This is a genomic window from Klebsiella sp. RHBSTW-00484 (genome assembly GCF_013705725.1).
In the GTDB taxonomy this organism is placed as follows: domain Bacteria; phylum Pseudomonadota; class Gammaproteobacteria; order Enterobacterales; family Enterobacteriaceae; genus Klebsiella.
In genome coordinates this window covers 2706230-2730248 of sequence record NZ_CP055481.1, presented here as the reverse complement: position 1 = coordinate 2730248, position 24019 = coordinate 2706230, and the positions used below count along the sequence as shown (strand labels likewise).

Sequence of the window (24019 nt, the reverse complement as noted above, 5' to 3'; positions counted from 1 at the left end):
CAGGAGCATGGCGACATGAAGAGATTAACGTTCCCCTTTGTACTCGCGATACTGGCAGCAGGAGCAGTACCCGCCGCCCATGCGGCAAATAACTTTTGTCCCAGTTCGCCCCCGACACCCTATACCCAGCAGCTTTCAAGAATTGCGGTATCAAGGGCGCTGCCGGTTGGTAGCGATATTCCCGGTACCCAACGAGACTACACCTTCAGCGGCAGCTGTAAAAACCGGGTCGGCTGGGCACCCGTCACACCAGGGCACCCCATTATTGCCTGCTACTACGGCACCGGCACGGAAATCGCTGGCTTTCCTGGGGTCTATAAAACGGGCGTTGAGGGTATTGGCATTGCGCTACAAAATAGCGCGGGCCGCAGAATTAAAGGCGCAGGCCGTCAATGCGATACACGCGCAGATGCTCTGGGGTATATCTCTACCGACGCCTCAATGACCTTCGGGTATACAGTTAAATTAACGCTGGTGAAAACGGCTGATACCGCCATTAGCGGCACGCTGGACGCCGCCCAGACTCAATTCGGTATGGGGGTTTACGACACCGGCCTCGGTATTGGCAATCAAGGGCCGCAAAACTACATAAGCTATACAGGGGATATCATCTATAAAGCGGTGAGCTGTACCGTACCTTCAACGTTAAATGTTGTGATGGGCACCATTCCAGTCAGTCAATTCTCCGGCCCTGGTAGCACAAGCGCAGAACAGACCCTGAATATCCCGGTGAGATGTGATGATAAGGTCACGGTGAATACCTCAATCAGTAGTCAGCGTTATCTCTCTACGACAAACGGCATAATAGCCTTAACCAATGAAACTGGCGTTGCGCAAGGATTTGGCGTGCAGGTGTTATATAACGGCAATCCCGTGCAATTTGATACTTTCTTTCCGGTCGGGCATATCCCGGAAGCTGGAGCGTCAATAGCCCTGCCTTTAACTTTTCGCTATTACCAGGATACACCGGAGATCTTACCGGGAAGCGCCAATGCGGTTGCAACCTTAACGATGATGTACAACTGAAAATATTCCGCCCCATATTTATAACCTGTTAATAAGGAGTCGATAATGCGAATTATCGCCAGCCCTGTCGTCATAACTATATTTATGGCAATTTCGTTACCGTGGCCCACATACGCTGCCGATGTCACAATTTATATTAGCGGGGATATCATAGCCTCCTCCTGCACTCTTGAGAACAATGGCATTCATAGCATTAACCTGGGGCAGAATATCCCCAGTCAAAAATTGAGTGAGGCAAGTTCCTATTCCGACTGGAAAAAATTCAATGTAACATTGAGGGATTGCCCTACCGGGACATCCAAAGTCACCGCTCATTTTTCCGGCCCCATAGACAGCATTGATAATAAATTATATGCCAATATAAGCCAGCCAGACAACTCACGTAATGTTGCCATTGAACTCCAGCGAGTTACCGGCTCAGTTAATGCCGGTAATGGTCAATTCTTGTCGGTTAATGTCGACAGTAATAATAGAGCTACATTCGATATGCAAGCACGCCTCTATAGCACCACAGGCGGCGCAACGGCCGGGAATATCAGTTCGATGGTAATAATGAATTTCACTTATAATTAAATCTTGCCTGGCTCTTACGGAGCCAGGTTTCATTAATATTTAAAGGATAATGACTTTAAACCGCGCCGGATTACTGGCGGTATACAGTACGGTATGTTGAATATTACGATGACCCAAATAATCCTGAATCAGTCGCGTATCTACACCCTCTTCCGCCAGCGCATAACCGCAAGCATGACGTAACATATGTGGGTGAACGGGGATGGGAATTCCCGCCTGCACGCCATAATTGCGCATCATTGAATGAATATGCTGACGCGATAGCGGCGTGCCTATGCGCGAAAGAAAAAGCCAGGGAAGGTCTGCATTTAAACATCCCGCTCGTTTAACCAGCCACTGTTTAAGTGCAAGTTGTTCTCTGGGCTGCAGAGGATGAACTGTTGAAAAACCATTTTTTAAACGCCGTATAGCTATTCGCTGGCCGGAAAAATCAATATCGCTAACTTTTAAAAATCGCAGCTCACTGACGCGTAACCCGTGAATAAAACACATGAGTAGCATGCAATAATCACGCAACGTATTTTCCTGCTGCTGTGATGCGTGGATTAAAGCATCTACTTCCTTTTTGCTCAAATATTTTCGTTTTTTCATAGCCGACCTGACGGTATTTTTAAAGGAGCATCAGGAACATGACTCCTGTATTGACTCTGCTCATGGCTACTATCTACCCACTGTCGAGCAATCCTTTATGACTACATACACCACACTCATCTAATAATTATTAATATCATTACCAGAAAAAATCATCAACTAAGGATAGTCCAAATCAATTTAAATTATAAAACTCAAAATTAAAGCAGTCTGAAAGGTGTTAATGATTGCTTTTCTGTCAACACAATTAATATTTAGCTTATCTCCACTTCCCCAGCAAGATGTTTCGGGTCTATGTGTAGACTAAATAGAGTCTTATCAATCTACACAGAGTCATTGATAATGTTTTTTCTACTATTTGTTATTTTTGGGAGTTCTCTTTTTTTAGAAGGAAAACAAACACATGGAAATCATACCTCGCATACAAAATGACACCGATCTGCTTCGTACAATCAATAAACCCCTATATGACATCGAACAACTCATTCTATTCATGGAAGCCAAATGTAACAAATTGTTAATGGAAAAAAGACGAAACATCGGCATAATGAGGGAAAATCAGCAGCAATGTTTAATTTTATTCAGTGGTACGATGGCTTTGTATCGCAGCAACGATGGTCTGATCATCAACTCCGAATCTGGTCCGTTTATATTTGGTATGAATAGTCAATTGCGTTTCTCCCGTCATATTTATCTACGCACTCAGGAAACATCAATTATTGGATTAATCTCTATTGAAAACGCGTATAAAATTATCGCCGAGCATCAACTATGGGAAAACGTTTCGCGCCTGCTGGAATACTCTTCAGCAAAAGTTTACTCACACTGTTTTAAGGTTTCAAAACTCTCTTGCTATGAAATCATCCTCCATCAATTAGTCGAGTTAAATAATGAACCAGAGGAGATTAGGCATAAAATCACTGCTGCAAACTACATTCTCTCACGCACATTTTTATCACGTAGCGGCGTAATGCGTACGTTGGCAAAGTTAAAAGATCAGGGGGCTATCCACCTCTCGCGCGGTGTTCTTATTGCTATCCATCAGCTACCACAACGTCTTAAGGAATTCGACCTTACAGAATAACTCCACTGATAGTGATATCTCTGCGCTCATGTGCGGTTACGTCGCTGATAAAACCCGCAGAACCTCTACGCAAACACTGCCGGCCAACAACTCCTGTTGACCGGCAAAATAGAATGGCAAGTATTCCAGTCTTTAATCTCTGGTTATCAAATAAAGAATCGCGCTTACCGGTATGTGCTGTCCACGCTCACGCCAGGTGCATCCGCTGACCGATTTACCTATACTTGCTTACGGTCAAAACTGAACTTAAATGGGTAACTCATGGAAATTGATCTCGACAACCTGGTTTTTAGCGGCCTGGAAGAAGCGCAAGAACGTAACGCTGAACGCCTTGAAGATGCTGACAAAAAAGCCCAGGCAATCGTTGCCGATGACGACTGCGGCGACGCCTGCAAAATCTAATTGCAAAACCGGCAGCCCTGCCGGTTTTTTTTATCTCCCCTATCGCCGATCGGACACGGTAAAAAAACTTCTATTGTTCACCAAAAAGAAGAAAATTTTCCTCCTAACACTCTGTTTTACAGACTTAACTAGCAACTTTTTTCTCTGCCGAGTGCGCTAATATTCCCACTATCGTTCCTGCCGGTCGTATTGACAAACGCGGCCCACAGGCGCACATCAACGTCGAGAAATCACGCCATCGCTCGACGCACACTTTTCTGTACCGACCCAGAGGCTCAGTCATGTCACACCGGGAAAGCCGCGTTAAATGGAATATCTTCATTAATGCTCTAAAACAGGAAGTTAAACCCGCTTTAGGCTGCACCGAACCGGTCTCGGTCGCCCTCGCCTGCGCCGTCGCGGTGCAGCACCTGTCCGGCGCGATTGTGCGTATCGAAGCTGCGGTATCACCGAATTTAATGAAAAACGGTATGGGCGTGACTATCCCGGGTACCGGAATGACCGGTCTGCCCATTGCGGCCGCCCTGGGCGCTATCGCCGGCGATCCTCAGGCGAAGCTCGAAGTGCTGAAAAAAGCCACCCAACGGGAAATTGATGCCGCCAGAGCATTATTGGAAGTCGGAGCCGTGCGCGTGGTATTGCAGGATCCCTGTGATGAAATACTCTACGTTCGCGCCAGGGTCTACGCCGGGGATCAGCACGCCACGGTCACCATTGTTGGCGACCACACCAACGTAGTTTCGATTGAAAAAATGGGTCAGCCTTTGTTTATCAAAGACGAAAGCCTGGTCAGTGACGACATCATCAATCCGCTGGAACAACTCGCCCACAGTTCACTGCGCGACATTTATGACTTCATTAGCGTCGTTCCTTGCGAAGAGCTCGACTTTATTCTCGACGCCGGCTCAATGAACAACGCCCTGTCGAAGAAAGGTCTGTCTAAAGACTGGGGCCTGCACATCGGCCCAACGCTCAAACGTCAGGTCGATAAGGGCCTCGTTTCCGACGACATTTTTACCGAGATCCTCTACCGAACCAGCGCCGCGTCAGATGCAAGAATGGGCGGCGCGACGCTACCGGCAATGACAAATTCCGGCTCCGGCAACCAGGGGATCACCGCCACCATGCCGGTGGTGGTGGCAGCCGAGCGTCTCAATGCCAGCCCGCAGCAGTTGGTCCGCGCGCTGGCGCTTTCACATCTGGTGGCTATCTATATCCATTGCAAACTCCCAAGGCTGTCGGCGCTGTGCGCGACCACCACCGCCGGGATGGGTGCTGCGGCGGGGATTATCTGGTTAATGGACGGCAACTTTGACAACATCGCCATGGCAGTGAATAACATGATTGGCGACGTCAGCGGCATGATTTGCGATGGCGCTTCCAGCAGTTGTTCAATGAAAGTATCGACCAGTATCTCTTCTGCCTGGAAAGCCATTTTGCTGGCGCTGGATAACTCGGTGGTCTCGGGGAATGACGGAATTGTTGAGCGCGACGTGGAAAATTCCATCCGCAATCTTTGTGATATCGCTGGACGCGCCATGCAGCATACCGACCGGCAAATCATCGAAATCATGGCGCATAAACGGTATTAAACTGTCTACTCAAGCCTGAGCTGTTGTCCGGGCGAGGCGTCAACCGCCGCCCGGCAAAAATACGCACACTCGTTTTATCTCCCTGCGATTACGCATAAAAAACCACCCCGGCCCGTAGGCATCAGGGTGGTTCAAACTCATGTTTAAAATGCTGGCTAAACGTGAGGATGATAGGCAAACAGCGCCGGGGCACCGCCGGTATGCATAAACATCAACGGCCCGTTACCGGCGAACCGCGACCTTTTCACGCCATCAATCAAACCAGCCATTGCCTTGCCAGTATAAACAGGATCTAACATGATCCCTTCCAACCGCGCCAGCAACTCCACCGCGTGCATCCCCTCAGTATTCGGCATCCCGTAACGCGGTGCGAAATAGTCATCCCATAGCGTCAACGGCGACAGTGACTCGACCTTCAACATAGCGGATAACTCGCGCTGCAGCTTCTCAACCTTAGGCTGCTGATCGCCAACCTGGCGAGAAACCGTGACCCCTACGACCTCCATATCAGGCTGGCAGTGAGCAAAACCCACCGCCAGCCCGGCATGCGTCCCCGCGCTCCCTGATGGCACCACGACGGACTGAACATTGAGGCTCATTTGGTCGCACTGTTCAGCGATTTCTAAAGCGCAATCAACGTAGCCCAATGAACCCAGCGCATTCGAGCCGCCAACGGGAACAATATAGGGTTTCGCACCTTTTGCCGAAAGCTGGTCGCTAAGCACCTGCAACTGTGCATCCGGGTCATTAAGCTCATCAACCATTTCAACCTGGCAGCCCATCAGACTAAACAACAGATGGTTACCATTGTAGAGATAGTTGGATTCTGTGGTTTGAATTGGGTTTTCGAGCAGCGCCACGCATTTTAGCCCCAGATGCGCCGCCACTGCCGCGGTCTGGCGTACGTGATTGGACTGAATCGCCCCGGCGGTCACCAGCGTGTCGTAACCTTTGCTAATGGCATCTGCCGCCAGAAACTCCAGTTTTCTGAGCTTGTTGCCGCCCATGCCAAGGTGCGAAACATCATCGCGTTTAATATAGATATCGCGCTGCAAATATTCCGACAGGCGCTTCAAATGCTGAACAGGCGTAACGCCACCGACCAACTCTACGCGCGGTAACGTATTCAAAAACTCCTTTACGGACATAGACGCTTTCCTTTCTCAAAAAAACGGCGGCCATCAGCCGCCGTAGAGTCTTATTGATGCTCGATTAGCTCTGAGAGGCCACGGCCTCAATTTCTACTTTGACGTCTTTTGGCAACCGGGCGACTTCCACGCAAGAACGCGCCGGGAAAGAGGCATTGCGCTGAGTGAAAAATTCAGCATAGGCATTATTAATCGCGGCAAACTCGTTCAGGTCTTTGACAAAAATAGTGACCTTGCAAATATCACCAACCGTTAGCCCACCGGCTTCGATAATCGCCTGAACATTCTCCAGGCTCTGGCGGGTTTGACCTTCAGCGCACTCAGGAATATTTCCGGTTTGCGGATTAATCGGCAACTGACCCGAAGTAAAAATGAAATTACCGGTTCGCGCCCCCTGAATATAAGGGCCAATCGCTTCCGGAGCCTGTTCAGTCGTAATAATCTTAGTCATCGTCAATCCTTAAATCACGTTTAGTGTCAGAGGGTAAACCCAACAATTAAATAGACAATTAGCGCCAGACCTCCCGTCACCAGTGCATAAGGCATCTGGGTACGGATATGTTCAATGTGGTCGCAGTTGGTCGCCATCGATGCGACGATAGCGTCACTGGAGATAGGTGAAGTCATGTCGCCGAAAATTGAACCGGAAATAGCCGCGCCGATCATAAAGTGCGGGTCAATACCTAATGACACGCCCAGTTGAACGCCAATCGGGATCATAATAGCGAAGGTTCCCCAGGAGGTGCCCGTCGCCAGCGACATTACCGCTGCAATCAGGAAGATAAAGCCAATCGAGAAACCGGATGGAATAACGCCGGAGGTAATCGAGGCAATATACTGCCCGGTGTTCAGCTCCGCCGAAATATGCCCCATCAGGAAGGCCAGAATCATAATTGAGCTAATTTTGACCATGCTGGCATAGCCGATGTACAGCTCTTTGAAAAAGTTCTCAACGTTGAGAATACCGCGCACTCTGAACCAGACAAAAGAGACCACGGTACCGAACATCACGCCGGAATAGACCGACATAGAGCCACTGCCTTTGGAAAACTGTCCGTCGCCGGTGATATACAGCACCACGGGCACCATTAATACGGTGGACAGAATCGGAATAAAGAAGTTGAGCTTGGAGTGACATGCCGGGTGATCAATAACCGGGTCCGCTTCATCTTCCCCCTGATCCTGTTCTATTTCCGTCAGGGTGGTTTCAAACTTCACTTCCGCCTTTTTCATGGGTCCCCAGCTACAGCCGGAGAGGATGTAAAAGAGCACCGAGGCTAATGAAAACCAGGCCATCGTATTCCAGACCATTGAGCTGGCCAGCACTTCAAAAGGCTCACCGGTCAGATAGCCCTGCGCAATCTGTACGCCGATAACCCCCATCATTGCCGCCCCCCAGCCATTGATCATCACCGATGAACAGACCGAGACGCAGGATGTCTGGATAATATAGGACATCTTTTCCGGCGAGACTTTATAGCGCCGGGCAAGGTTTTTAGTCGAGGCGCCGGCAATAAGCTGGTTAATCGAACTTTCGATAAAAATTAACGATGTGACCACCATCGCCAGCAGCTGAACCGACTTCTTATTGGTGACAAAATCGTTTTTCTCCGAGAGATATTGCACCAGCTTGCGCACGCCGCCGGTGACGACGATCAGCCGCATAATGCCGCCGATCATCACCATAAAAATAATAGTTCGCGCATTACCTGCGGACGCAAAGGTTTCGATAATCCCGTTCAGGGTACCGCCAACGCCTTGAATAATACTGTGGTTAATCACCGCATAGCCGACAAAAATACCGGTCAGCAGCGAGAGGATCACCTGGCGGGTCAGGATTGCCAGAATAATAGTGACCAGCGGGGTAATGATCGTCCAGATGCCATAGTCATGCATGATGGTTATCCTGTTTGATGTCCATACCGTCGAAGGCGATGTCCAGGTCCTGAATTAAGTCATCAACATGTTCAATGCCGACGGAAAAACGCAGCGTGGTGTCATAGACGCCAATAGCCTCGCGCTCTTCTTTTGACATCGCCCCATGCGACATGGAGGCCGAATGGTTAATCATGCTCTCCACGCCGCCCAGCGACTCCGCCAGCACAAAATAGTGCAGACCACTGATAAATTGCTTCAGGCTCTGAATGTCGCCTTTTAAGGTCGCAGTCACTACCGCGCCGCCTGAACGCATTTGCTTCTTGCACAATTGATGCTGCGGGTGTGACGGCAGGCCAGGGTAATAAACACTGGCAATCACCGGGTGGTTTTCGAGATATTGAGCAATACGCAACGCGTTACTGCACTGACGTTCCATGCGCAGATCCAGCGTTTTCATACCACGCAGTGCGAGATAGGCATCAAAAGGCGAAGCAATTGAGCCGATAGTGGTTTTGATAAAGTCGAGCCGCCCTGCTAATACTTCATTATTGGTGATCACCGCACCGCCAATTAAATCTGAGTGTCCCCCGATATATTTACTGGTGGAGAGCATCACCATATCAGCCCCCATCTCGAGCGGTTTATGATTCCAGGCGCTGGCAAAAGTATTATCGACACAGGTGAGGATTGCGTATTCTTTAGCAATGCGACAAACCTTATCAATATCGACCAGCTCAAGTAGTGGATTGGTCGGCGTTTCGATCCAGATTAAAGCCGTATTCTCTTGAATACTATTAACCAGGCTCACCTCATCATTAAGGTCGACATAGGAAATAGTCGCCCCGGTAGTTAATGTCTTCAGTTTTTCAAACAGTCGCCAGGTGCCGCCATATACGCCTTTCATCGCGATAATATGCGCATCCTTCGGCAGTAACTCCATAACAATGTTCGTTGCCGCCATTCCAGACGCGGTGGCGGTAGCATAAATACCTGCTTCCAGTTCCGCGAGCGCTGACTCATAAGCTGTGCGTGTTGGGTTAGAAACGCGGGAATAGCAAAAATCGCCGCCTTCATAAAGATTAGGTTGAATAAAAGAGCTGGCGGTCACAATCGGAGTAAATATAGCGTTATTTACTGGATCGGATTGATTTCCAGCATGAACGGCCAGGGTGGCAATATCTATAGTTCTATTTTTCATAGGGTACACTCAAACTATTATTAGTCATAAAATATCGTGAGCTTATATTTTTTTGGTTAGCAAAGTCGGCGTATAAAACAGCAGCCAAAACTTCGTTTAATGGCCAGATAATAGATGGCCATTTCATCATCAACATAGTGATTTGCATCCTTCAACCACAGTTAAAATGTATATTAGGCGGGGAAGAAAATCTTACCTATTTTCCCTCTAATCAGGCGAATATGGAGAAAATTGTTCTCTGATCGCAAACACATGATATCACTAACACCATGATAAATAACACATCCATTTTAAATGGTGATTTAAATCACAAAAAATTAGGGGGAATTTTACTCTTTCGCAACGTCCTGTACGTAAAAACTATTTCTGTCATCAATTGATCACAGCGTAAGCCGCACAATCGAATGCAACCGAGAATCAGTTAGAGCTATTTATGCGGAAATGAGGTATGGTCTTAACTCCATAGATCAGGAAATATCATATGTCAGAACGCAAAGACTCTAAAACTCGCCGTAATTATCTCGTAAAATGCAACTGTCCTAACTGCTCCCAGGACTCAGAACACAGCTTCAGTCGAGTACAAAAAGGTGCTCAACTCATTTGCCCCTACTGCCATAAACTTTTCCAGTCTTCAACAAGAACTGCCGCTTAATTTATCCCTTGCCAACTACCGATTGTAACGCGTGATTGAGCAATAATCAGACAACACAGATGACGCTTTTTACGCTATTTTGGCTAAGAGAAAGCCCGCAAGCACGCGGGTTTTATTTCAACATGAATAGACTTCTCGTTTGCCTACTGTATATCCCCGTCATACTTCAAGTTACATATGCGTTAGCCGCGTGATTCAGCCTCACTCCTTCGGGGCCAGCACAAGCGCTGTTCAAAACGATGAATCGTTTTATCCTGCAACTCGAATTATTTAGGGTATAGTTATGTCGATTTTCACATTTAAAAGGTATTTATTTGTTCCAAAAAATGACAGGTATTGTCAAAACATTCGATAATAAAACAGGCAAAGGCCTGATAGTCCCTTCTGATGGTCGTAAAGACGTTCAGGTCCACATTTCCGCATTATCCCCAGGTGAACCCACCACCATCAGCCCCGGTATCCGCGTCGAATTTCGTCGGGTAAACGGACTGCGGGGCCCAACTGCAGCAAACGTCTATCTTTCTTAAACCATATTAAAAAGCATCTGTTTTTACTGATGCCTTGCCTTGGTAATACCGACGTGTTTTTTGCCCAGATTGTTGGCGGTTCCCCCCCGTTCGCTCTCCTCTCTTATTGCTTTAAATTTGTGACCAATCTCGCAAACCCATTGCAAAAGCAGAAAAGTAAAAAGCATTTTAAATCAATTCAGTACTCAATGTTTTCATCAGCGATAAATATGACAAAAGTCACAAAATCACAATCAGGTCACTATTTTTAAGTAAAGGTGACTTTTTTACTATGTCATCACCAGTACGAACAGGGAAAGATAGCGGGATCCAGCAGTTCATTGTCGTGCACGAAAGCGCTCAGGAGTCGAAATGGCGGTGGTCCTAACTTATATATGCGAGCTAAGTGAAGGTATACACGCCAGGCCTGCTGGATACATCGCGCGATTATGTCATTTATTCCAGGCCACTATCGACTGGGAGAACACCCGCACCGGCCTCCAGGCCAACGCGAAAAGCGCCCTTTCGCTGATAGCTACCGACACGCTGTTAAACGACGAATGTCGTATCTCACTGAGCGGCAATGATGAACAGAACGCCGCCGCACAACTTCACGCTCTGCTTTGCGACCTGCCGACATTTAGCCTTGCACCTGCACCGGTGACCAGCCTGGGCTATCTGCCCCGCTGCCTGCGGGAGCTGAACCCGCAGGTTATTCAGGGAACCCGCATCAATAAAGGCGCGGCGATCGCCAAACCAAGGGTAGTGCAAAGCCTCACGTTCGCCGACATCATCGAGCAAAATCCGGGCCACGTTGATCACCTTGAAGATGAAACGGCCCGACTCATCGCTGGTTTAGACGCTTTGCGCGCAGAGAAAGAGACGGCCCTTGGACAAACCCACGGCGTTGAACGCGAGCTTATCGAAGCCCATCTCTCGCTAATTACCGACATGACCTTTCGGGATAAGGCGATCGGTTATCTTAGTAACAATATCAATGCCTGGTCCGCCATCGCTCAGGCGGCTCTCGATTTTTGCCACATGCTTGAGCGCTCATCCAGCCATTATATTCAGGAGCGAACGCTGGATATCCTCGACATCGCTACACAGCTTATTTGCACGCTGTATGGCGAACAGGCGCTGGCACACTCGCCGCTTACGCTCAACGAACCGGCGATTGTGTTCGCCAACCACCTGACTCCCAGCCAGTTTCTGGCTCTCGACAAAAACCGGATCGCCGGCCTGGTGTTATCGTCCACGGGAAAAACATCGCACACGGCAATCCTGGCGCGCGCATTAAGTATTCCAACCTTGACCGATATCGATATGTCGTCGCTCAAGCTTGAGCCTGAGCGGCAGATAATTATTGATGGCGAGCCCGGAATTCTGATTACCCATCCAGATGAGAAGACGCTGCGCTATTACCGCCAGGAAATTGCCGTACAGCAGGCCATGCAGCAGTTATTACGGGCAAACGCTTCAACGCCAGCACAGACCGGCGACGGGCAGCGCATTGAGATCGCGGCAAACATTGCCAGCCTCGCCGAAGCGCAGGCCGCCTTTGATAATGGCGCACAAAGCATCGGGCTGTTTCGCACTGAGATAACCTTTATGGGCCGCGATACGCCCCCCACCTGCAAGGAGCTGGCCGACCTTTACACACAGGTGATCATTCTGGCTGCGGGTAAAACGGTTATCTTTCGCACTTTTGACATCGGCGGTGATAAGCCCGTCGAATACCTTAGCAGCGACAAAGAAAAGAACCCGTTTCTCGGCTTCCGGGCAGTGCGTACCTATCCGCACTATCGCGACCTTTTCGCCGCCCAGTTGAAGGCGATTCTTATCGCATCGGCGGCAGGTCAGGCCAAAATCATGTTGCCGATGATTACGCGAGTTGAAGAACTTCTCTGGTGCCGGGAGGTACTGGAGTCGGTCAAGCAGGAGATGCGCGGTGAAGGGCTGGCATTCGATGAAGCGATCGCGCTCGGTATCATGCTGGAAGTTCCCTCGGTGCTGTTCGCAATGGCGGAAATGGCCGAATACGCCGATTTTTTCAGCGTTGGCAGTAACGACCTGACGCAGTACTTTTTCGCCGCCGACCGGGGAAATGCTCAGGTAAAGAGCCTCTACGACAGCTACGCGCCGCCTTTTTTACGCGCCCTGCAGTTTGCGGTCAGCGAAGCTCATCGCGCCGGTAAACCGATCGGGCTTTGCGGCGAACTGGCCGCCGACGCCCCTATTCTCCCCCTGCTCATCGGCATCGGTTTTGATGAATTGAGTATGAACTGCGCCGCAATCCCAAGGATTAAAAATGCGCTCAGAAAGCTTAACGTTGCCGGTTGCCAGACGCTAACGCAAACCCTGCTCGCGAGCCAACGCGCAGACCAGGTCAAAGCCATACTGCAAAGCTCGGGCGGCGGAGCGGCGAAAAAACCGCTTCTGTCACCGGAGATGATCCTGTGGAATATTGACGCCGCCGATAAAAACGAAGCGATCAAAATGATGGTCGATAACCTGTGGCTGCGTGAGCGTACCGATGAGCGTGACAGACTATGTGACGACATCTGGGCCCGGGAAGTGCCTTTTCCTACCGTTGTCGGCTCGGGGTTTGCCATCCCCCACGCCCAAACGGACTACATCCACGACTCTGCTATTAGCGTCGCAACGCTTAAGCAGCCGATAGCCTGGGGCGGCGTGATGGTAGACACCCTGTTTATGCTGACGATCAGCAATTCCGCGCAGGATAATGAGCATATGAAATATTTCTCCACCCTGGCGCGCATGCTGATGAATGATGAATTTGTCAGTCTGGTCAAAGAAATGAAAAACCCAAAAGCACTCTACAACCTGATATCCAGAACTCTGGCCTTCTGATCACCAAACGTTATGAGGCTGACATGTTAAAACTATTAAAAAATACCAAGCGGCATTTCATGACCGGCGTGTCGTACATGATCCCATTCGTGGTGGCCGGAGGCGTGCTGCTGGCGCTGGCGGTAATGTTTAACGGTGAAGCCGCCGTGCCGGATCGCGGATTTTTGAAAGCGATGTCGCAAATTGGGATGGCGGGATTAACCCTGTTCATCCCCATTCTGTCGGGTTTTATCGCTTATTCAATGGTCGATAAACCGGGCATCGCGCCGGGCGCCATCGGCGGGTTAATGGCGTATCAAATGGGCGCTGGCTTTTTAGGCGGCATGCTTTCCGGGATTATTGCCGGACTGGTGGTCTACCTCCTGCTTAATCTGATTGCCCGGCTCAATATTCCTCACTTCCTGCGCATGATATTGCCGATTTTTATTATTCCACTGATTGGCACGTTCGTGACCGGAATGGCGGTTTATTACATTATTGGCGACCCGATTGCCGGGGTCATGAAGTGGCTTAGCGTCTGGCTTGGCAATATGCAGGGGGCCTCGTTCATTATTCTCGGTACCATTCTGGGCTGTATGATTGCCGTCGATATGGGCGGGCCAATGAACAAAACCGCCTTTTTCTTTGCCGTCGCCCTGATCTCGACCAATCCGCAGCTTATGGCCGCAGTGGCCGCCGCCGACTGCACGCCGCCGCTGGGGCTGGCGCTGGCGACCTTTCTGTTTAAAGACATTTTTAATGATGTAGAGCGGGAAGCCGGGAAGCCCGCGGTGATCATGGGTTTTGTCGGCATCACCGAAGGTGCGATCCCGTTTGCGGCAGCGGATCCGGTACGGGTGATCCCGGCGATTATGCTCGGCAGCGCGGTCGCCGCCGTCCTTTCTTTATGGTTTGGGGCAACCAACGCCGCCCCGTGGGGCGGGCTGATTGTATTACCGGTGGTCAGTAACCATTTTGGCTATATCGTTTCGGTGATCGCCGGGACCATCACAACCGCAGTTGCGGTCAAGGTCTTAAAGACCGTTATGAAACCACGGGCATAATATGGCTACGTTTATTCAATCGATCCTCAGTGAATTCAGTAACCAGTGCGCCACTAACGAGAGCGTGCTGGTGGCCAACGGCAACGCGCAGGCCCCGGCGATGGCCTATCATCTGCACGTGCCGCGCATCGAGCTGACGGTAAAAGGGGCGCTCAGTATGCTGCTGCCGAAAGGGGCGGACAGAATCGTTAAATATGAACGCCCGGTCGGCACCATTACCTATATTCCCGCCAACAGCTGGAACTCACCGCAGTGGGAAAGCCCGGTTATTTGCATGTCGATTGTTTTCTGGAAGCAGGATGTCGGTTTTAGCATCAGCAACTGGGACGGTACGCAGTTTAAAGAAGTGGAGAAATATAACCTGCAAAACTCCAGCAGTTCGGTTCGCGACCGGCTGCTTGAGCTGGCCGAATCCCTGGCGTGGGCGCAGGACAATACCGGCGAGACCTTTGCCCATATCGTCTATGCGCTGCTTAACGACCTGCTATACCAAATTACCGATGGCCTGAATAACCCGCGAGGGCCCTTTTCGCTACTGGATGAAATTAAAGGCCATATTGATAGCCACTACCATACGGACATTAGTCGGGAGAGCGTCGCCGAAACCTTTAATATCTCTCCCGGCTATCTGTCGCGTCTGTTTTCGAAGGAGTCAGACGTGAAATTCAATGAATATCTCAAGTTAGCACGCATCTCGCGTTCAAAAGCACTGCTAACCAATACCAATCTGAAAATAAACGAGGTTTCAGAGAAGTGCGGTTTTACTGATACCAACTATTTCTGCAAGGTATTTCGCGATATTAACGACTGTACGCCGCTTGAGTACCGGCGCAAAAATAAGGGAGCAAGCATATGACCACTCGTGCAGGAAGAGATGAGATTCAGCCCTTCTCCAGCGAACGGAATCTGCATATTGTGGCGGTGACCGCATGCGCGACCGGCGTGGCGCACACCTATATGGCCGCGGAGCAACTGGAGAAACTCGCGAAGCAGTATCGCTTTACGATCAAAATAGAGACCCAGGGCGTGCTGGGGCTCAAGAACCCAATTACCGATAAAGATATTTTCGAATCAGAGCTCGCAATTATTGCCTCCGACATTACGATCGATAACCCCTCACGTTTTGACGGCTGTCGTATTCTGAACGTCTGCATTAACTCATTGCTGCTCAAACCGGCGGAGGTTATCGCCGCCATTCGCAAGTCTTTAAATCTGCCGCGAGGCAACGTTATTGACCTGTAGAAGGAGTTCCCGGAGGCGGTGCTGCGCACCTGTCCGGCTACAACCGCCCAACCTCAAAGCCGCACGGGCACGCCGTACTCCCTCTCCCTTTTTAAGGGAGAGGGTTTAACCCACAAGGCTTTTCATCCCGGCAGCGCATAAAGCGCATCAATCCGCTCCCCACCGCGCTGTTCAAGAAACGCCAGCACCTGACGCACGGAGGTGTTCAGCACTCTTGATGGCGGAAAATCCACCTCCGCCAGCAGATGCTGGCAGGCGCTGAAATCCCCCAGCGAAAATGCGCTGTGTGAATCGCTACCCAACGAGAGAAGTCCGTCGCTGTCGCGCACGGCAGCAACAATTTTGCGACAGTTCCCCTCACTACCCTGACGCGACAGGACAAAAGAGGCATTATTGACCTCCAGAGCCACGTCGCAGGCTTTGGCGGCGGCCACCACCGCCGGGATATCAATCGGATACTCCGGATTACCAGGGTGGCTGATGATATGCACCTTCCCGCTCGCTATCACGGCAATCAGCGCATCGGTATTGGTGGTAATGTCCGCAGGCGCAAACACCTGCTTGTGGAATCCGGCAATCACTAAATCCAGCGACGCGCGCATTTTGTCGCTGCAATCGGTCTCGCCGCCGGATTTGATATTAGCCTCAATACCGCGCAGGATCCCGACCCCATCAACCACCCGCGGCAGTACGCGCAAATTATTGAAGTGGAACGGATGCGGCGCATCAACCATTTCCGGGCCATGGTCGGTGATGGCGATCAGGCGAATATGATTCCGCACCGCAGCGGCGATATAGTCATGCACCGTGCTGTAGGCGTGGGTGCTGGCCAGGGTATGCATATGAAGATCGACGGGATACATATTATCTCTCCCTTAATGAAAAGCTGCCCCTTAGCGTATATACCCGTCATACTTCAAGTTGCTTGTGCGTTGGCAATACTCGGCCCATCCCTGGGCCTCGCCCCTCCGGGGCCAGCGCAAGCGCTGTTCAAGGCACAAGTGCCTTGTCCTGCAACTCGAATTATTTAGGGTATAAGGGACCGTCAAAAATTAAGCCAGCAGCGCTTTTGCCTGCTGCAACATCGCCTCAACGGTAATGCCGAACTCCTGATAAAGCTGTTCCGCCGGAGCGGACTCACCGTAGCTCTGCATACCGATAATCGCGCCGTTCAGCCCAACATATTTAAACCAGTAATCCGCGATCCCCGCTTCCACGGCAATACGCGCAGACACCGCCTGCGGCAGCACCGCATCGCGATACGCCGCATCCTGTTTATCGAAGACATCGGTGGACGGCATCGAGACCACCCGCGCCTTCACACCTTCAGTCATCAGTTGCTGCCATGCGGCTACCGCCAGCTCAACTTCCGATCCGGTCGCGATAAGAATCAGCTGCGGTTGCCCGTCACAATCCTTCAGTACATAGCCGCCGCGCGCGATATCCTGCACCTGCTGCCAGGTCCGTTCCTGCTGGGTCAGGTTTTGTCGGGAAAAAATCAACGCCGTCGGGCCATCCTGCCGCTCAACGCCATATTTCCACGCCACCGCCGATTCCACCTGATCGCAGGGACGCCAGGTGCTGAGGTTCGGCGTCAGGCGCAATGAAGCAATCTGTTCGACCGGCTGATGGGTCGGGCCATCTTCACCCAGGCCAATAGAGTCGTGGGTATAAACCATCACCTGACGCTGCTTCATCAGCGCCGCCATGCGCACCGCGTTGCGGGCATATTCGACAAACATCAGGAACGTCGAAGTGTACGGCAGGAAGCCGCCGTGCAGCGCAATACCGTTGGCGATGGCGGTCATACCGAACTCGCGCACGCCGTAGTGGATGTAGTTCCCGGCGCTGTCTTCGTTAATCGCTTTAGAGCCGGACCACAAGGTCAGGTTCGACGGTGCCAGATCCGCAGATCCGCCGAGGAACTCAGGCAGCCAGGGACCGAAGGCTTCAATCGCATTTTGCGAGGCTTTACGGCTGGCAATTTTCGCCGGTTTTGCCTGTAATTTTTCAATAAACGCCTGCGCCTTGCTGGCAAAGTCTGCTGGCAGTTGCCCCTTTATTCTGCGGGTATATTCGCCAGCCAGCTCGGGGAAGGCTTGAGCGTAGGCGGCAAACTTCTCGTTCCATGCAGCCTCCTTCGCCTGCCCTGATTTGCGAGCATCCCACTGTGCGGCTATCTCAGAAGGGATAACAAACGGCGGATGCGGCCAGCCCAGCGCCTCACGCGTCGCCGCCACCTCGTCCTCGCCCAACGGTGCGCCGTGAACCTCATGGGTACCCGCTTTCTGCGGCGAGCCAAAACCAATCACCGTCTTGCAGATAATTAGCGTCGGCATGGAGGTAATCGACTTTGCGACATCAATCGCGGCACGAATGGATTCAGGGTCGTGCCCATCAACTCCGCGCACCACATGCCAGCCGTAGGCCTCGAAGCGTTTAGCGGTATCGTCGGTGAACCATCCCTCAACGTGGCCATCGATAGAGATGCCGTTATCGTCGTAGAACGCCACCAGCTTACCGAGCTTCAACGTCCCCGCCAGTGAGCACACTTCATGTGAAATGCCCTCCATCATGCAGCCATCGCCCATAAAGACATATGTGAAGTGATCGACGATTTCATGGCCCGGACGGTTAAATTGCGCCGCGAGGGTTTTCTCGGCAATCGCCATGCCAACCGCATTGGCGATCCCCTGACCCAATGGCCCGGTGGTAGTTTCCACACCGGGGGTATAGCCGACTTCCGGGTGGCCCGGCGTTTTCGAATGCAGCTGACGGAAGTTTTTCAGCTCATCCATTGGCAGATCGTAGCCGGTAAGGTACAGCAGGCTGTAGATCAGCATCGAACCGTGGCCGTTGGAGAGCATAAAACGGTCGCGGTTGGCCCATGCGGGGTTAGTCGGGTTATGGTTGAGAAAATCTCGCCACAGCACTTCGGCAATATCCGCCATTCCCATAGGGGCGCCCGGATGGCCTGAGTTCGCCCGCTGCACGGCATCAACGCTCAGCATACGGATGGCATTGGCCAGGGTTTTTCGTGATGACATTTAAAACTCCCTCTAAATCTTAAGGAAAAAATCCGCCTCACCCTTGTGCATTACGCGCAGGTCAAGATAGTTATCAATGGTTTGCCAGGTATCGATATCGTGAACCACCGACTGACGGGTCAACACTTCAACCACCACGCATCCCGCCAGGGTGGCGGAAAGCAGACCGGCAGTGGAATCTTCAAAAGCGAGGCAGTTAGCGGGAGAAAGACCGAGTCGGGCAGCTCCCGTCAGGAAAGGCTCGGGATGCGGCTTGCCGTGGTGAATATCTTCGCTGGTCACCAGCACCGGCGGAGACGGAAAACCGGCTTGTCGGATCCGTGCCGAAGCCACCTTCAGCGACCCGGAAGTCACAATGGCCCAGGGGGACTGCAACTGCTCCAGCTGGCGGAGAAAATCAACGGCCCCGTTCACCGCAGTAATGCCGTCAGTATTGCGCGCTTCAAACTCTTCCAACGCGAGAAATTCATCAATGATGGTTTGTTCGCTGGCATCGGGCATAAAATGACGCAGCGTGCTCAGGGCAGGTTTACCGTGGAGATAATGGCATACCGCCCTCGGCTCCAGTCCTTTTTTAGTCGCCCATAAACTCCAGGATGCCTCAACGAAATCCAGCGAGTTCACCAGCGTTCCGTCTAAATCCAGTAATACTCCACGAAAATACATCGTACTTACCACAGCGAAATAAATGAGTGTGTTTTATTTTGTACTCCATTACCCCACAACCATTAAATAGAAAGAAAAGCACTTTAATAGCAAATACGTTACCGACCTTCCATCGTTAATAAGAGTGTGATAACTATCACAAGAGATTTTACGCGCTAAATTCATGACTGCGATCACAAAATAACGACCGAGCTTTTTTATTCGAGCAAAGGTCACTTTTTTTCTATTCAAAGCAGAGCGAGAACGATGAAGGATATAAAGCATGAAACGCAGACATTAATACCTGCTCAAAAAATTAATTAGCTTTTGCTTAAAGATTCTCGGGAGTGACAATGTCAGAGATAATAACGTATCAATGTAATCTAAAGGATGGTATTCACGCCCGACCGGCGGGGCATATCGAACGACTGTGCAATACTTTTCAATCTGCGGTGTGCTGGAATAATATTCGCAGCGGAATGTCGGGCAATGGCAAAAGCGCGCTTTCTATTGTTGCCACCGATACCTTACTTAACGACGCCTGTGAAATTACAATCAACGGAAAAGATGCTGCAAACGCTGCTCAAAAGCTGAGTGCGCTGCTCAAAAAACTCCCCTCTTTCGAAGTCAGCCAGGTGGAAGAAACAACAGCGCCAGCAGGCTATCTCCCACGCTCTCTACGGGAAACCCAGCTCAGTTTTATTCAGGGTTCACGCATCAGCGGCGGTGTGGCCATTGCCAGACCTGTTCGTATTCAGAGCCTGTCATTGGATGAAATGCTGGCGCGTAACCCCGGCGGTGAATATTCCACTGAGCACCAGCAGCGTATTTTTATGGCAGGTTTAGAAACGCTCAAAAATGATAAGCAGACCGCGCTGGAAACCCAAAAAGGCGTTGAGCATGATATCCTGCAGGCGCACTTATCAATAATTACCGACGCAACCTTCCAGCGCCATATCTCCACCGCGATTGCTGGCGGAGAAAATGCCTGGGATGCGATCATTAAGGCTGCCATTGAGTTCTGTGAAATTCTTAATCGCTCATCAAGCAAATATATTAAAGAGCGCACCCTGGACGTTCTCGATATTACCGGACAATTACTGACTTCGGTTTATGGTGCAGGCGTATTACCACAAAACAGTCTTGAATTAACACAAGCATCGATTATTCTGGCCAATAGCCTGACGCCGAGTCAGTTCCTCGGTATCAATAAAGAGTATCTTGCCGGAATGGTGTTATCTGCCACTGGTAAAACATCGCACACCGCTATTCTGGCCCGTTCGCTCGGCATCCCAACCCTAACGGATATCGATTTTTCAGCCCTGGCGTTGAATGCAGAAAATGACATCATCATCGATGGTAATCCGGCTATTTTGATTACCACACCGGATGAAAAAGTCCTGCGCTATTACCGCAATGAAATCGCCGTACAGCAGACCATGCAACAGCAGATGCTGGCTAACGTCCGCCAACCCGCGATGACCCGCGATAACCATAGCATCGAAATCGCCGCCAACATTGCCAGCCTGGCGGAAGCCGAAGCCGCGTTCAACAACGGCGCTGAAGGTATTGGGCTGTTCCGTACCGAAATGTCCTTTATGGATCGTGAAAGCGCACCGGACTACTGCGAGCTGGCTGAGCTCTACGGCCAGGTGATGAAGCTCGCCGAAGGGAAGCCGGTGATATTTCGCACCTTCGATATCGGCGGCGACAAACCCGTCGACTATATGAACCTCGGTGAAGAGGAAAATCCGTTTCTCGGCTTCCGGGCGGTACGCACCTATCCGCACTATCGCGACCTTTTTGCCATGCAGCTCAAGGCCATCCTCAGCGCCTCGGCATTTGGCAATGCCAAAATCATGATCCCAATGATCGCTAACGTTGATGAAGTTATCTGGTGCCGTGAAGTGCTGGAGGAGGTGAAAAGCGCGATGCGCAGCGAGGGGTTGGCGTTCAACGATGAGATTTCGCTCGGCGTGATGCTGGAAGTACCCTCCGTCATCTTCGCAATTCGTGAAATAGCCGAATACGCGGACTTCTTCAGCGTCGGCAGTAACGACCTGACGCAGTACTTTTTTGCCGCCGACCGCGGAAATACCCAGGTTGAGGCGGTGTACGACAACTATGCCCCGGCATTCCTTCGCGCCATGCGGTTTGCCGCCGATGAGGTCCATCGTGCTGGCAAGTGGATTGGCATCTGCGGGGAGCTGGGCGCCAGCAAAGATTTTCTGCCGCTGTTCGTCGGCATGGGCTTTGACGAGCTCAGCATGAGCGGCACCTCGATTCCAGGCGTTAAACATGCGCTGCGCGAGCTGAGTTTCGCTAAATGCCAGCGGCTGGCGCAGGATATCGTGGCGTTAAAACGCTCTGCTGAGGTCAAAACCGCGCTGCGTTCACCGGACGTAAAAGCGGTCAGCAAAATGCCGATCCTCGCCCCGGAGTTCATTCTCTGTGATCTGGAAGTCAGTGATAAAAACGAGGTTATCAAAAAGATGACCGACAATCTGTGGCTGCACCATCGCACCGATAATCGGGATCAACTCACCGACGACATCTGGGCGCGCGAGGACTCATTCTCCACCGCCGTAGGCTATGGCTTCGCCATTCCGCACACCAAGTCGGACCATATTCACTACTCCACTATCAGTATGGCGACCCTGGCGACGCCCATTATGTGGGGCGATCAGGAGGTCGAAACCGTGTTTATGCTGACGGTGAGTAAATCCGCCGACCCTAATGAACATATGAAATATTTCTCTACGCTTGCCAGAAAGCTAATGAAAGAGGATTTCCGCAATGAAATAAAACAGGCCGAAAACGTCACCGTACTCTACAACCTGATGGCCAATACTCTGGCCGTATGAAATCAGGAAATTATTAAGCCATATTTAAAATTACAGCCAAATAAAAAATCAGGAGTCACTCATGAAAATTGTCGGAGTCGCAGCATGCATTACCGGAGTCGCTCACACCTATATGGCCCAGGAAGCGATTGAGCAGGAGTGTAAAAAAAGAGGTTATGACGTCAAAGTCGAAACCCAGGGCGGTATGGGGATTGAAAATGAATTAAGCGAAGATGAGATTGCCGAAGCCGATGTGGTTATTCTGGCAATAGCCATCGGTATTGAAGGCGTCGAACGCTTTGAAGAAAAGGAAGACGCCGGACTGGTTATTTCGCTCAACCCGGCGGAAGTCGTTCGCGATCCGGCGGCGATTATTGACAGAGCCGAGAAGCTGGTTAAATAAACCACCGATGCGAATTTATTTCGGCATTCGCGATCGGTGAATAAAACTTTAATTAAATTTCTGCGAACACTGTATTTCAATTATGACGCAAAAGCGCCCGGGGATGACTACGCCCGTATACCGTGGTCATCCCATAAAAATACAGGGTATCGGGAGGATAAAAAATGTCGGAAAAAGCAAAAGCCATTAAGGATGATTTAGTCAAAGCGTTTAGCACCGGCGTGTCATATATGATGCCGGTGGTGGTGGTCGGCGGCATCTGTCTGGCGCTGTCGCTGATTGGCGGCGAGCCGGTTGCTGGCAAAGGCATGGTCGTCACCAATCCATTCTTATTAAACCTTGGCGCTATCGGCAGCGCCGGGCTGGGAATGATGATCCCGGTGCTGGCGGCCTATATTTCCTACTCTATTGCCGGTAAGCCGGGCCTGACGCCGGGTTTAATCACCGGGTTTATGGCCAGCACGCCGCTAGGCGCGGACCACGTGGTAACTGGTTTTCTCGGCGCGATGCTGCTCGGTATTCTCAGCGGCTACGTCGCTAAGTGGATAAAAACCTGGAAAGTCGGTAAGGCGTTAATGCCGGTCATGCCGATAATGATTATTCCCATCGTCTCAAGCGTCATTGTCGGTATGCTCTATCTGTACGTGCTGATTGGGCCCATCGGTTTTGCCATGAAATGGCTGGTTTCCATGCTCTCTAATATGCAGGGAAGCAGCGGCGTCGTATTAGGTTTAATTCTCGGCGCCATGGCGGCCTTTGATATGGGTGGGCCGGTTAATAAAACCGCCACGGCATTTACCCTCGCCTTAATGGCTGAAGGTATTTATGGCCCGAACGGTGCTTACCGTATTGCCTGCGCTATTCCACCGCTCGGCATTGCCCTCTCGACTTTTATTTCTCAGCGTAAATGGGCTGAAGATGAAAGAAGAATGGGGACCTCTGCTGCCTTTATGGGATTAATTGGCATTACCGAAGGGGCGATTCCTTTCGCCGTTAAAAACCTGAAGACCGTGCTGCCGTCAATTATTATCGGCAGCGCCGTCGGTGCCGGTCTGGCCATGGTTCACGGCGTCGAATCTATGGTTCCCCACGGTGGATTAATTGCCATAGCTGGCGTCAATAAAGCACCAATGTGGTACGTCATCGATATGCTTATCGGCGTTATTGTCACCGCCATCTGCCTGCATATTCTGCGCCCCAATATTAGCGAGCCGGTAAAAAAAGAGTCGGCTAAAAAAACAATCACTTCTGATATGAATAAAGTCTGAGGAG

The 24019-nt window shown here is 50.9% G+C and carries 22 protein-coding genes; 14 read left to right on the top strand and 8 right to left on the bottom strand.

Going from position 1 to position 24019, the window contains the following annotated elements; genetic code table 11:
• Positions 1-15 precede the first annotated feature (15 nt).
• Positions 16-1026: a fimbrial protein gene (locus tag HV213_RS12955; protein WP_181485978.1), complete on the top strand. Its 1011-nt coding sequence runs from the start codon at positions 16-18 to the stop codon at positions 1024-1026.
• A gap of 45 nt (positions 1027-1071) precedes the next feature.
• Entirely contained in the window at positions 1072-1599 is a 528-nt protein-coding gene (locus HV213_RS12950) for a fimbrial protein (protein ID WP_181485977.1), read from the top strand.
• Between the two features lie 39 nt (positions 1600-1638).
• On the opposite strand, the gene HV213_RS12945 is transcribed toward HV213_RS12950, so the two are convergent.
• A complete protein-coding gene (locus HV213_RS12945; protein WP_181485976.1) occupies positions 1639-2190 on the bottom strand; it encodes a tyrosine-type DNA invertase in 552 nt (183 codons plus the stop codon).
• A 403-nt stretch (positions 2191-2593) separates the two neighbouring features.
• On the opposite strand from HV213_RS12945, the gene HV213_RS12940 reads away from it, so the two are divergent.
• The 3 genes from HV213_RS12940 (at position 2594) to HV213_RS12930 (ending at position 5268) form a co-directional block, all read left to right on the top strand.
• On the top strand, positions 2594-3274 hold the full coding sequence (locus HV213_RS12940) for a helix-turn-helix domain-containing protein (RefSeq protein WP_181485975.1): 681 nt from the start codon (positions 2594-2596) through the stop codon (positions 3272-3274).
• A gap of 261 nt (positions 3275-3535) precedes the next feature.
• The gene (locus HV213_RS12935; RefSeq protein WP_004102786.1) at positions 3536-3676 is read left to right on the top strand and encodes a hypothetical protein; all 141 of its coding nucleotides are present in this window, start codon (positions 3536-3538) and stop codon (positions 3674-3676) included.
• Positions 3677-3957: 281 nt separating this feature from the next.
• The gene (locus tag HV213_RS12930; protein ID WP_181485974.1) at positions 3958-5268 is read left to right on the top strand and encodes an L-cysteine desulfidase family protein; all 1311 of its coding nucleotides are present in this window, start codon (positions 3958-3960) and stop codon (positions 5266-5268) included.
• A gap of 155 nt (positions 5269-5423) precedes the next feature.
• On the opposite strand, the gene HV213_RS12925 is transcribed toward HV213_RS12930, so the two are convergent.
• From HV213_RS12925 to HV213_RS12910, 4 genes are all read right to left on the bottom strand, one after another.
• On the bottom strand, positions 5424-6416 hold the full coding sequence (locus tag HV213_RS12925; RefSeq protein ID WP_181485973.1) for a D-cysteine desulfhydrase: 993 nt from the start codon (positions 6414-6416) through the stop codon (positions 5424-5426).
• A gap of 64 nt (positions 6417-6480) precedes the next feature.
• Positions 6481-6867, bottom strand: coding sequence for a RidA family protein (locus HV213_RS12920; protein ID WP_181485972.1), 387 nt, complete (start codon positions 6865-6867; stop codon positions 6481-6483).
• Positions 6868-6893: 26 nt separating this feature from the next.
• Positions 6894-8312 (bottom strand): Na+/H+ antiporter NhaC family protein, encoded by a 1419-nt coding sequence (locus tag HV213_RS12915; protein WP_181485971.1) that lies wholly within the window; start codon positions 8310-8312, stop codon positions 6894-6896.
• Positions 8305-9492 carry a trans-sulfuration enzyme family protein gene (locus HV213_RS12910; protein ID WP_181485970.1) on the bottom strand — a complete coding sequence of 396 codons (1188 nt, stop codon included), beginning with the start codon at positions 9490-9492 and terminating at the stop codon, positions 8305-8307. The genes HV213_RS12915 and HV213_RS12910 overlap by 8 nt, the downstream gene beginning before the upstream one ends.
• A 481-nt stretch (positions 9493-9973) precedes the next feature.
• On the opposite strand from HV213_RS12910, the gene HV213_RS33235 reads away from it, so the two are divergent.
• The 6 genes from HV213_RS33235 to HV213_RS12885 all read left to right on the top strand — a co-directional run bounded on the left by HV213_RS33235 (position 9974) and on the right by HV213_RS12885 (position 15809).
• A complete protein-coding gene (locus HV213_RS33235) occupies positions 9974-10144 on the top strand; it encodes a YnfU family zinc-binding protein (protein WP_220138899.1) in 171 nt (56 codons plus the stop codon).
• Positions 10145-10458: 314 nt separating this feature from the next.
• Complete coding sequence (gene cspF, locus HV213_RS12905; protein ID WP_181485969.1) at positions 10459-10671, top strand: cold shock-like protein CspF; 213 nt, start codon at positions 10459-10461, stop codon at positions 10669-10671.
• A 351-nt stretch (positions 10672-11022) separates the two neighbouring features.
• Positions 11023-13524, top strand: coding sequence for a phosphoenolpyruvate--protein phosphotransferase (gene ptsP, locus HV213_RS12900; protein WP_181485968.1), 2502 nt, complete (start codon positions 11023-11025; stop codon positions 13522-13524).
• A gap of 23 nt (positions 13525-13547) precedes the next feature.
• The gene (locus HV213_RS12895; protein WP_181485967.1) at positions 13548-14567 is read left to right on the top strand and encodes a PTS fructose transporter subunit IIC; all 1020 of its coding nucleotides are present in this window, start codon (positions 13548-13550) and stop codon (positions 14565-14567) included.
• 1 nt (position 14568) lies between these two features.
• Positions 14569-15423 carry a helix-turn-helix transcriptional regulator gene (locus HV213_RS12890; RefSeq protein ID WP_181485966.1) on the top strand — a complete coding sequence of 285 codons (855 nt, stop codon included), beginning with the start codon at positions 14569-14571 and terminating at the stop codon, positions 15421-15423.
• Positions 15420-15809: a PTS fructose transporter subunit IIB gene (locus HV213_RS12885; protein WP_181485965.1), complete on the top strand. Its 390-nt coding sequence runs from the start codon at positions 15420-15422 to the stop codon at positions 15807-15809. Before HV213_RS12890 ends, HV213_RS12885 begins: the two co-directional genes overlap by 4 nt.
• A gap of 122 nt (positions 15810-15931) precedes the next feature.
• Here HV213_RS12885 and HV213_RS12880 read toward each other — a convergent pair whose 3' ends face one another.
• The 3 genes from HV213_RS12880 to HV213_RS12870 form a co-directional block, all read right to left on the bottom strand.
• Positions 15932-16672, bottom strand: a complete 741-nt coding sequence (locus tag HV213_RS12880; protein WP_181485964.1) for a phosphatase — start codon at positions 16670-16672, stop codon at positions 15932-15934.
• Between the two features lie 189 nt (positions 16673-16861).
• A complete protein-coding gene (tkt, locus tag HV213_RS12875) occupies positions 16862-18856 on the bottom strand; it encodes a transketolase (protein ID WP_181485963.1) in 1995 nt (664 codons plus the stop codon).
• A 12-nt stretch (positions 18857-18868) separates the two neighbouring features.
• On the bottom strand, positions 18869-19522 hold the full coding sequence (locus HV213_RS12870; protein WP_181485962.1) for an HAD-IA family hydrolase: 654 nt from the start codon (positions 19520-19522) through the stop codon (positions 18869-18871).
• A gap of 332 nt (positions 19523-19854) precedes the next feature.
• Between HV213_RS12870 and ptsP (HV213_RS12865) the strand changes: the two genes are divergently transcribed.
• From ptsP (HV213_RS12865) to HV213_RS12855, 3 genes are all read left to right on the top strand, one after another.
• Complete coding sequence (gene ptsP / locus HV213_RS12865; protein WP_181485961.1) at positions 19855-22365, top strand: phosphoenolpyruvate--protein phosphotransferase; 2511 nt, start codon at positions 19855-19857, stop codon at positions 22363-22365.
• Between the two features lie 61 nt (positions 22366-22426).
• Complete coding sequence (locus HV213_RS12860) at positions 22427-22747, top strand: PTS fructose transporter subunit IIB (protein WP_181485960.1); 321 nt, start codon at positions 22427-22429, stop codon at positions 22745-22747.
• A gap of 164 nt (positions 22748-22911) precedes the next feature.
• Complete coding sequence (locus HV213_RS12855; RefSeq protein ID WP_181485959.1) at positions 22912-24015, top strand: PTS fructose transporter subunit IIC; 1104 nt, start codon at positions 22912-22914, stop codon at positions 24013-24015.
• Positions 24016-24019 lie beyond the last annotated feature (4 nt).

Excerpts from the sequence above, each read along its gene's own strand:
- HV213_RS12955 (WP_181485978.1), top strand. The coding sequence starts at position 16 with ATGAAGAGATTAACGTTCCCCTTTGTACTCGCGATACTGGCAGCAGGA.
- HV213_RS12950 (WP_181485977.1), top strand. The coding sequence starts at position 1,072 with ATGCGAATTATCGCCAGCCCTGTCGTCATAACTATATTTATGGCAATT.
- HV213_RS12945 (WP_181485976.1), bottom strand. The coding sequence starts at position 2,190 with ATGAAAAAACGAAAATATTTGAGCAAAAAGGAAGTAGATGCTTTAATC.
- HV213_RS12940 (WP_181485975.1), top strand. The coding sequence starts at position 2,594 with ATGGAAATCATACCTCGCATACAAAATGACACCGATCTGCTTCGTACA.
- HV213_RS12935 (WP_004102786.1), top strand. The coding sequence starts at position 3,536 with ATGGAAATTGATCTCGACAACCTGGTTTTTAGCGGCCTGGAAGAAGCG.
- HV213_RS12930 (WP_181485974.1), top strand. The coding sequence starts at position 3,958 with ATGTCACACCGGGAAAGCCGCGTTAAATGGAATATCTTCATTAATGCT.
- HV213_RS12925 (WP_181485973.1), bottom strand. The coding sequence starts at position 6,416 with ATGTCCGTAAAGGAGTTTTTGAATACGTTACCGCGCGTAGAGTTGGTC.
- HV213_RS12920 (WP_181485972.1), bottom strand. The coding sequence starts at position 6,867 with ATGACTAAGATTATTACGACTGAACAGGCTCCGGAAGCGATTGGCCCT.
- HV213_RS12915 (WP_181485971.1), bottom strand. The coding sequence starts at position 8,312 with ATGCATGACTATGGCATCTGGACGATCATTACCCCGCTGGTCACTATT.
- HV213_RS12910 (WP_181485970.1), bottom strand. The coding sequence starts at position 9,492 with ATGAAAAATAGAACTATAGATATTGCCACCCTGGCCGTTCATGCTGGA.
- HV213_RS33235 (WP_220138899.1), top strand. The coding sequence starts at position 9,974 with ATGTCAGAACGCAAAGACTCTAAAACTCGCCGTAATTATCTCGTAAAA.
- ptsP (WP_181485968.1), top strand. The coding sequence starts at position 11,023 with ATGGCGGTGGTCCTAACTTATATATGCGAGCTAAGTGAAGGTATACAC.
- HV213_RS12895 (WP_181485967.1), top strand. The coding sequence starts at position 13,548 with ATGTTAAAACTATTAAAAAATACCAAGCGGCATTTCATGACCGGCGTG.
- HV213_RS12890 (WP_181485966.1), top strand. The coding sequence starts at position 14,569 with ATGGCTACGTTTATTCAATCGATCCTCAGTGAATTCAGTAACCAGTGC.
- HV213_RS12885 (WP_181485965.1), top strand. The coding sequence starts at position 15,420 with ATGACCACTCGTGCAGGAAGAGATGAGATTCAGCCCTTCTCCAGCGAA.
- HV213_RS12880 (WP_181485964.1), bottom strand. The coding sequence starts at position 16,672 with ATGTATCCCGTCGATCTTCATATGCATACCCTGGCCAGCACCCACGCC.
- tkt (WP_181485963.1), bottom strand. The coding sequence starts at position 18,856 with ATGTCATCACGAAAAACCCTGGCCAATGCCATCCGTATGCTGAGCGTT.
- HV213_RS12870 (WP_181485962.1), bottom strand. The coding sequence starts at position 19,522 with ATGTATTTTCGTGGAGTATTACTGGATTTAGACGGAACGCTGGTGAAC.
- ptsP (WP_181485961.1), top strand. The coding sequence starts at position 19,855 with ATGTCAGAGATAATAACGTATCAATGTAATCTAAAGGATGGTATTCAC.
- HV213_RS12860 (WP_181485960.1), top strand. The coding sequence starts at position 22,427 with ATGAAAATTGTCGGAGTCGCAGCATGCATTACCGGAGTCGCTCACACC.
- HV213_RS12855 (WP_181485959.1), top strand. The coding sequence starts at position 22,912 with ATGTCGGAAAAAGCAAAAGCCATTAAGGATGATTTAGTCAAAGCGTTT.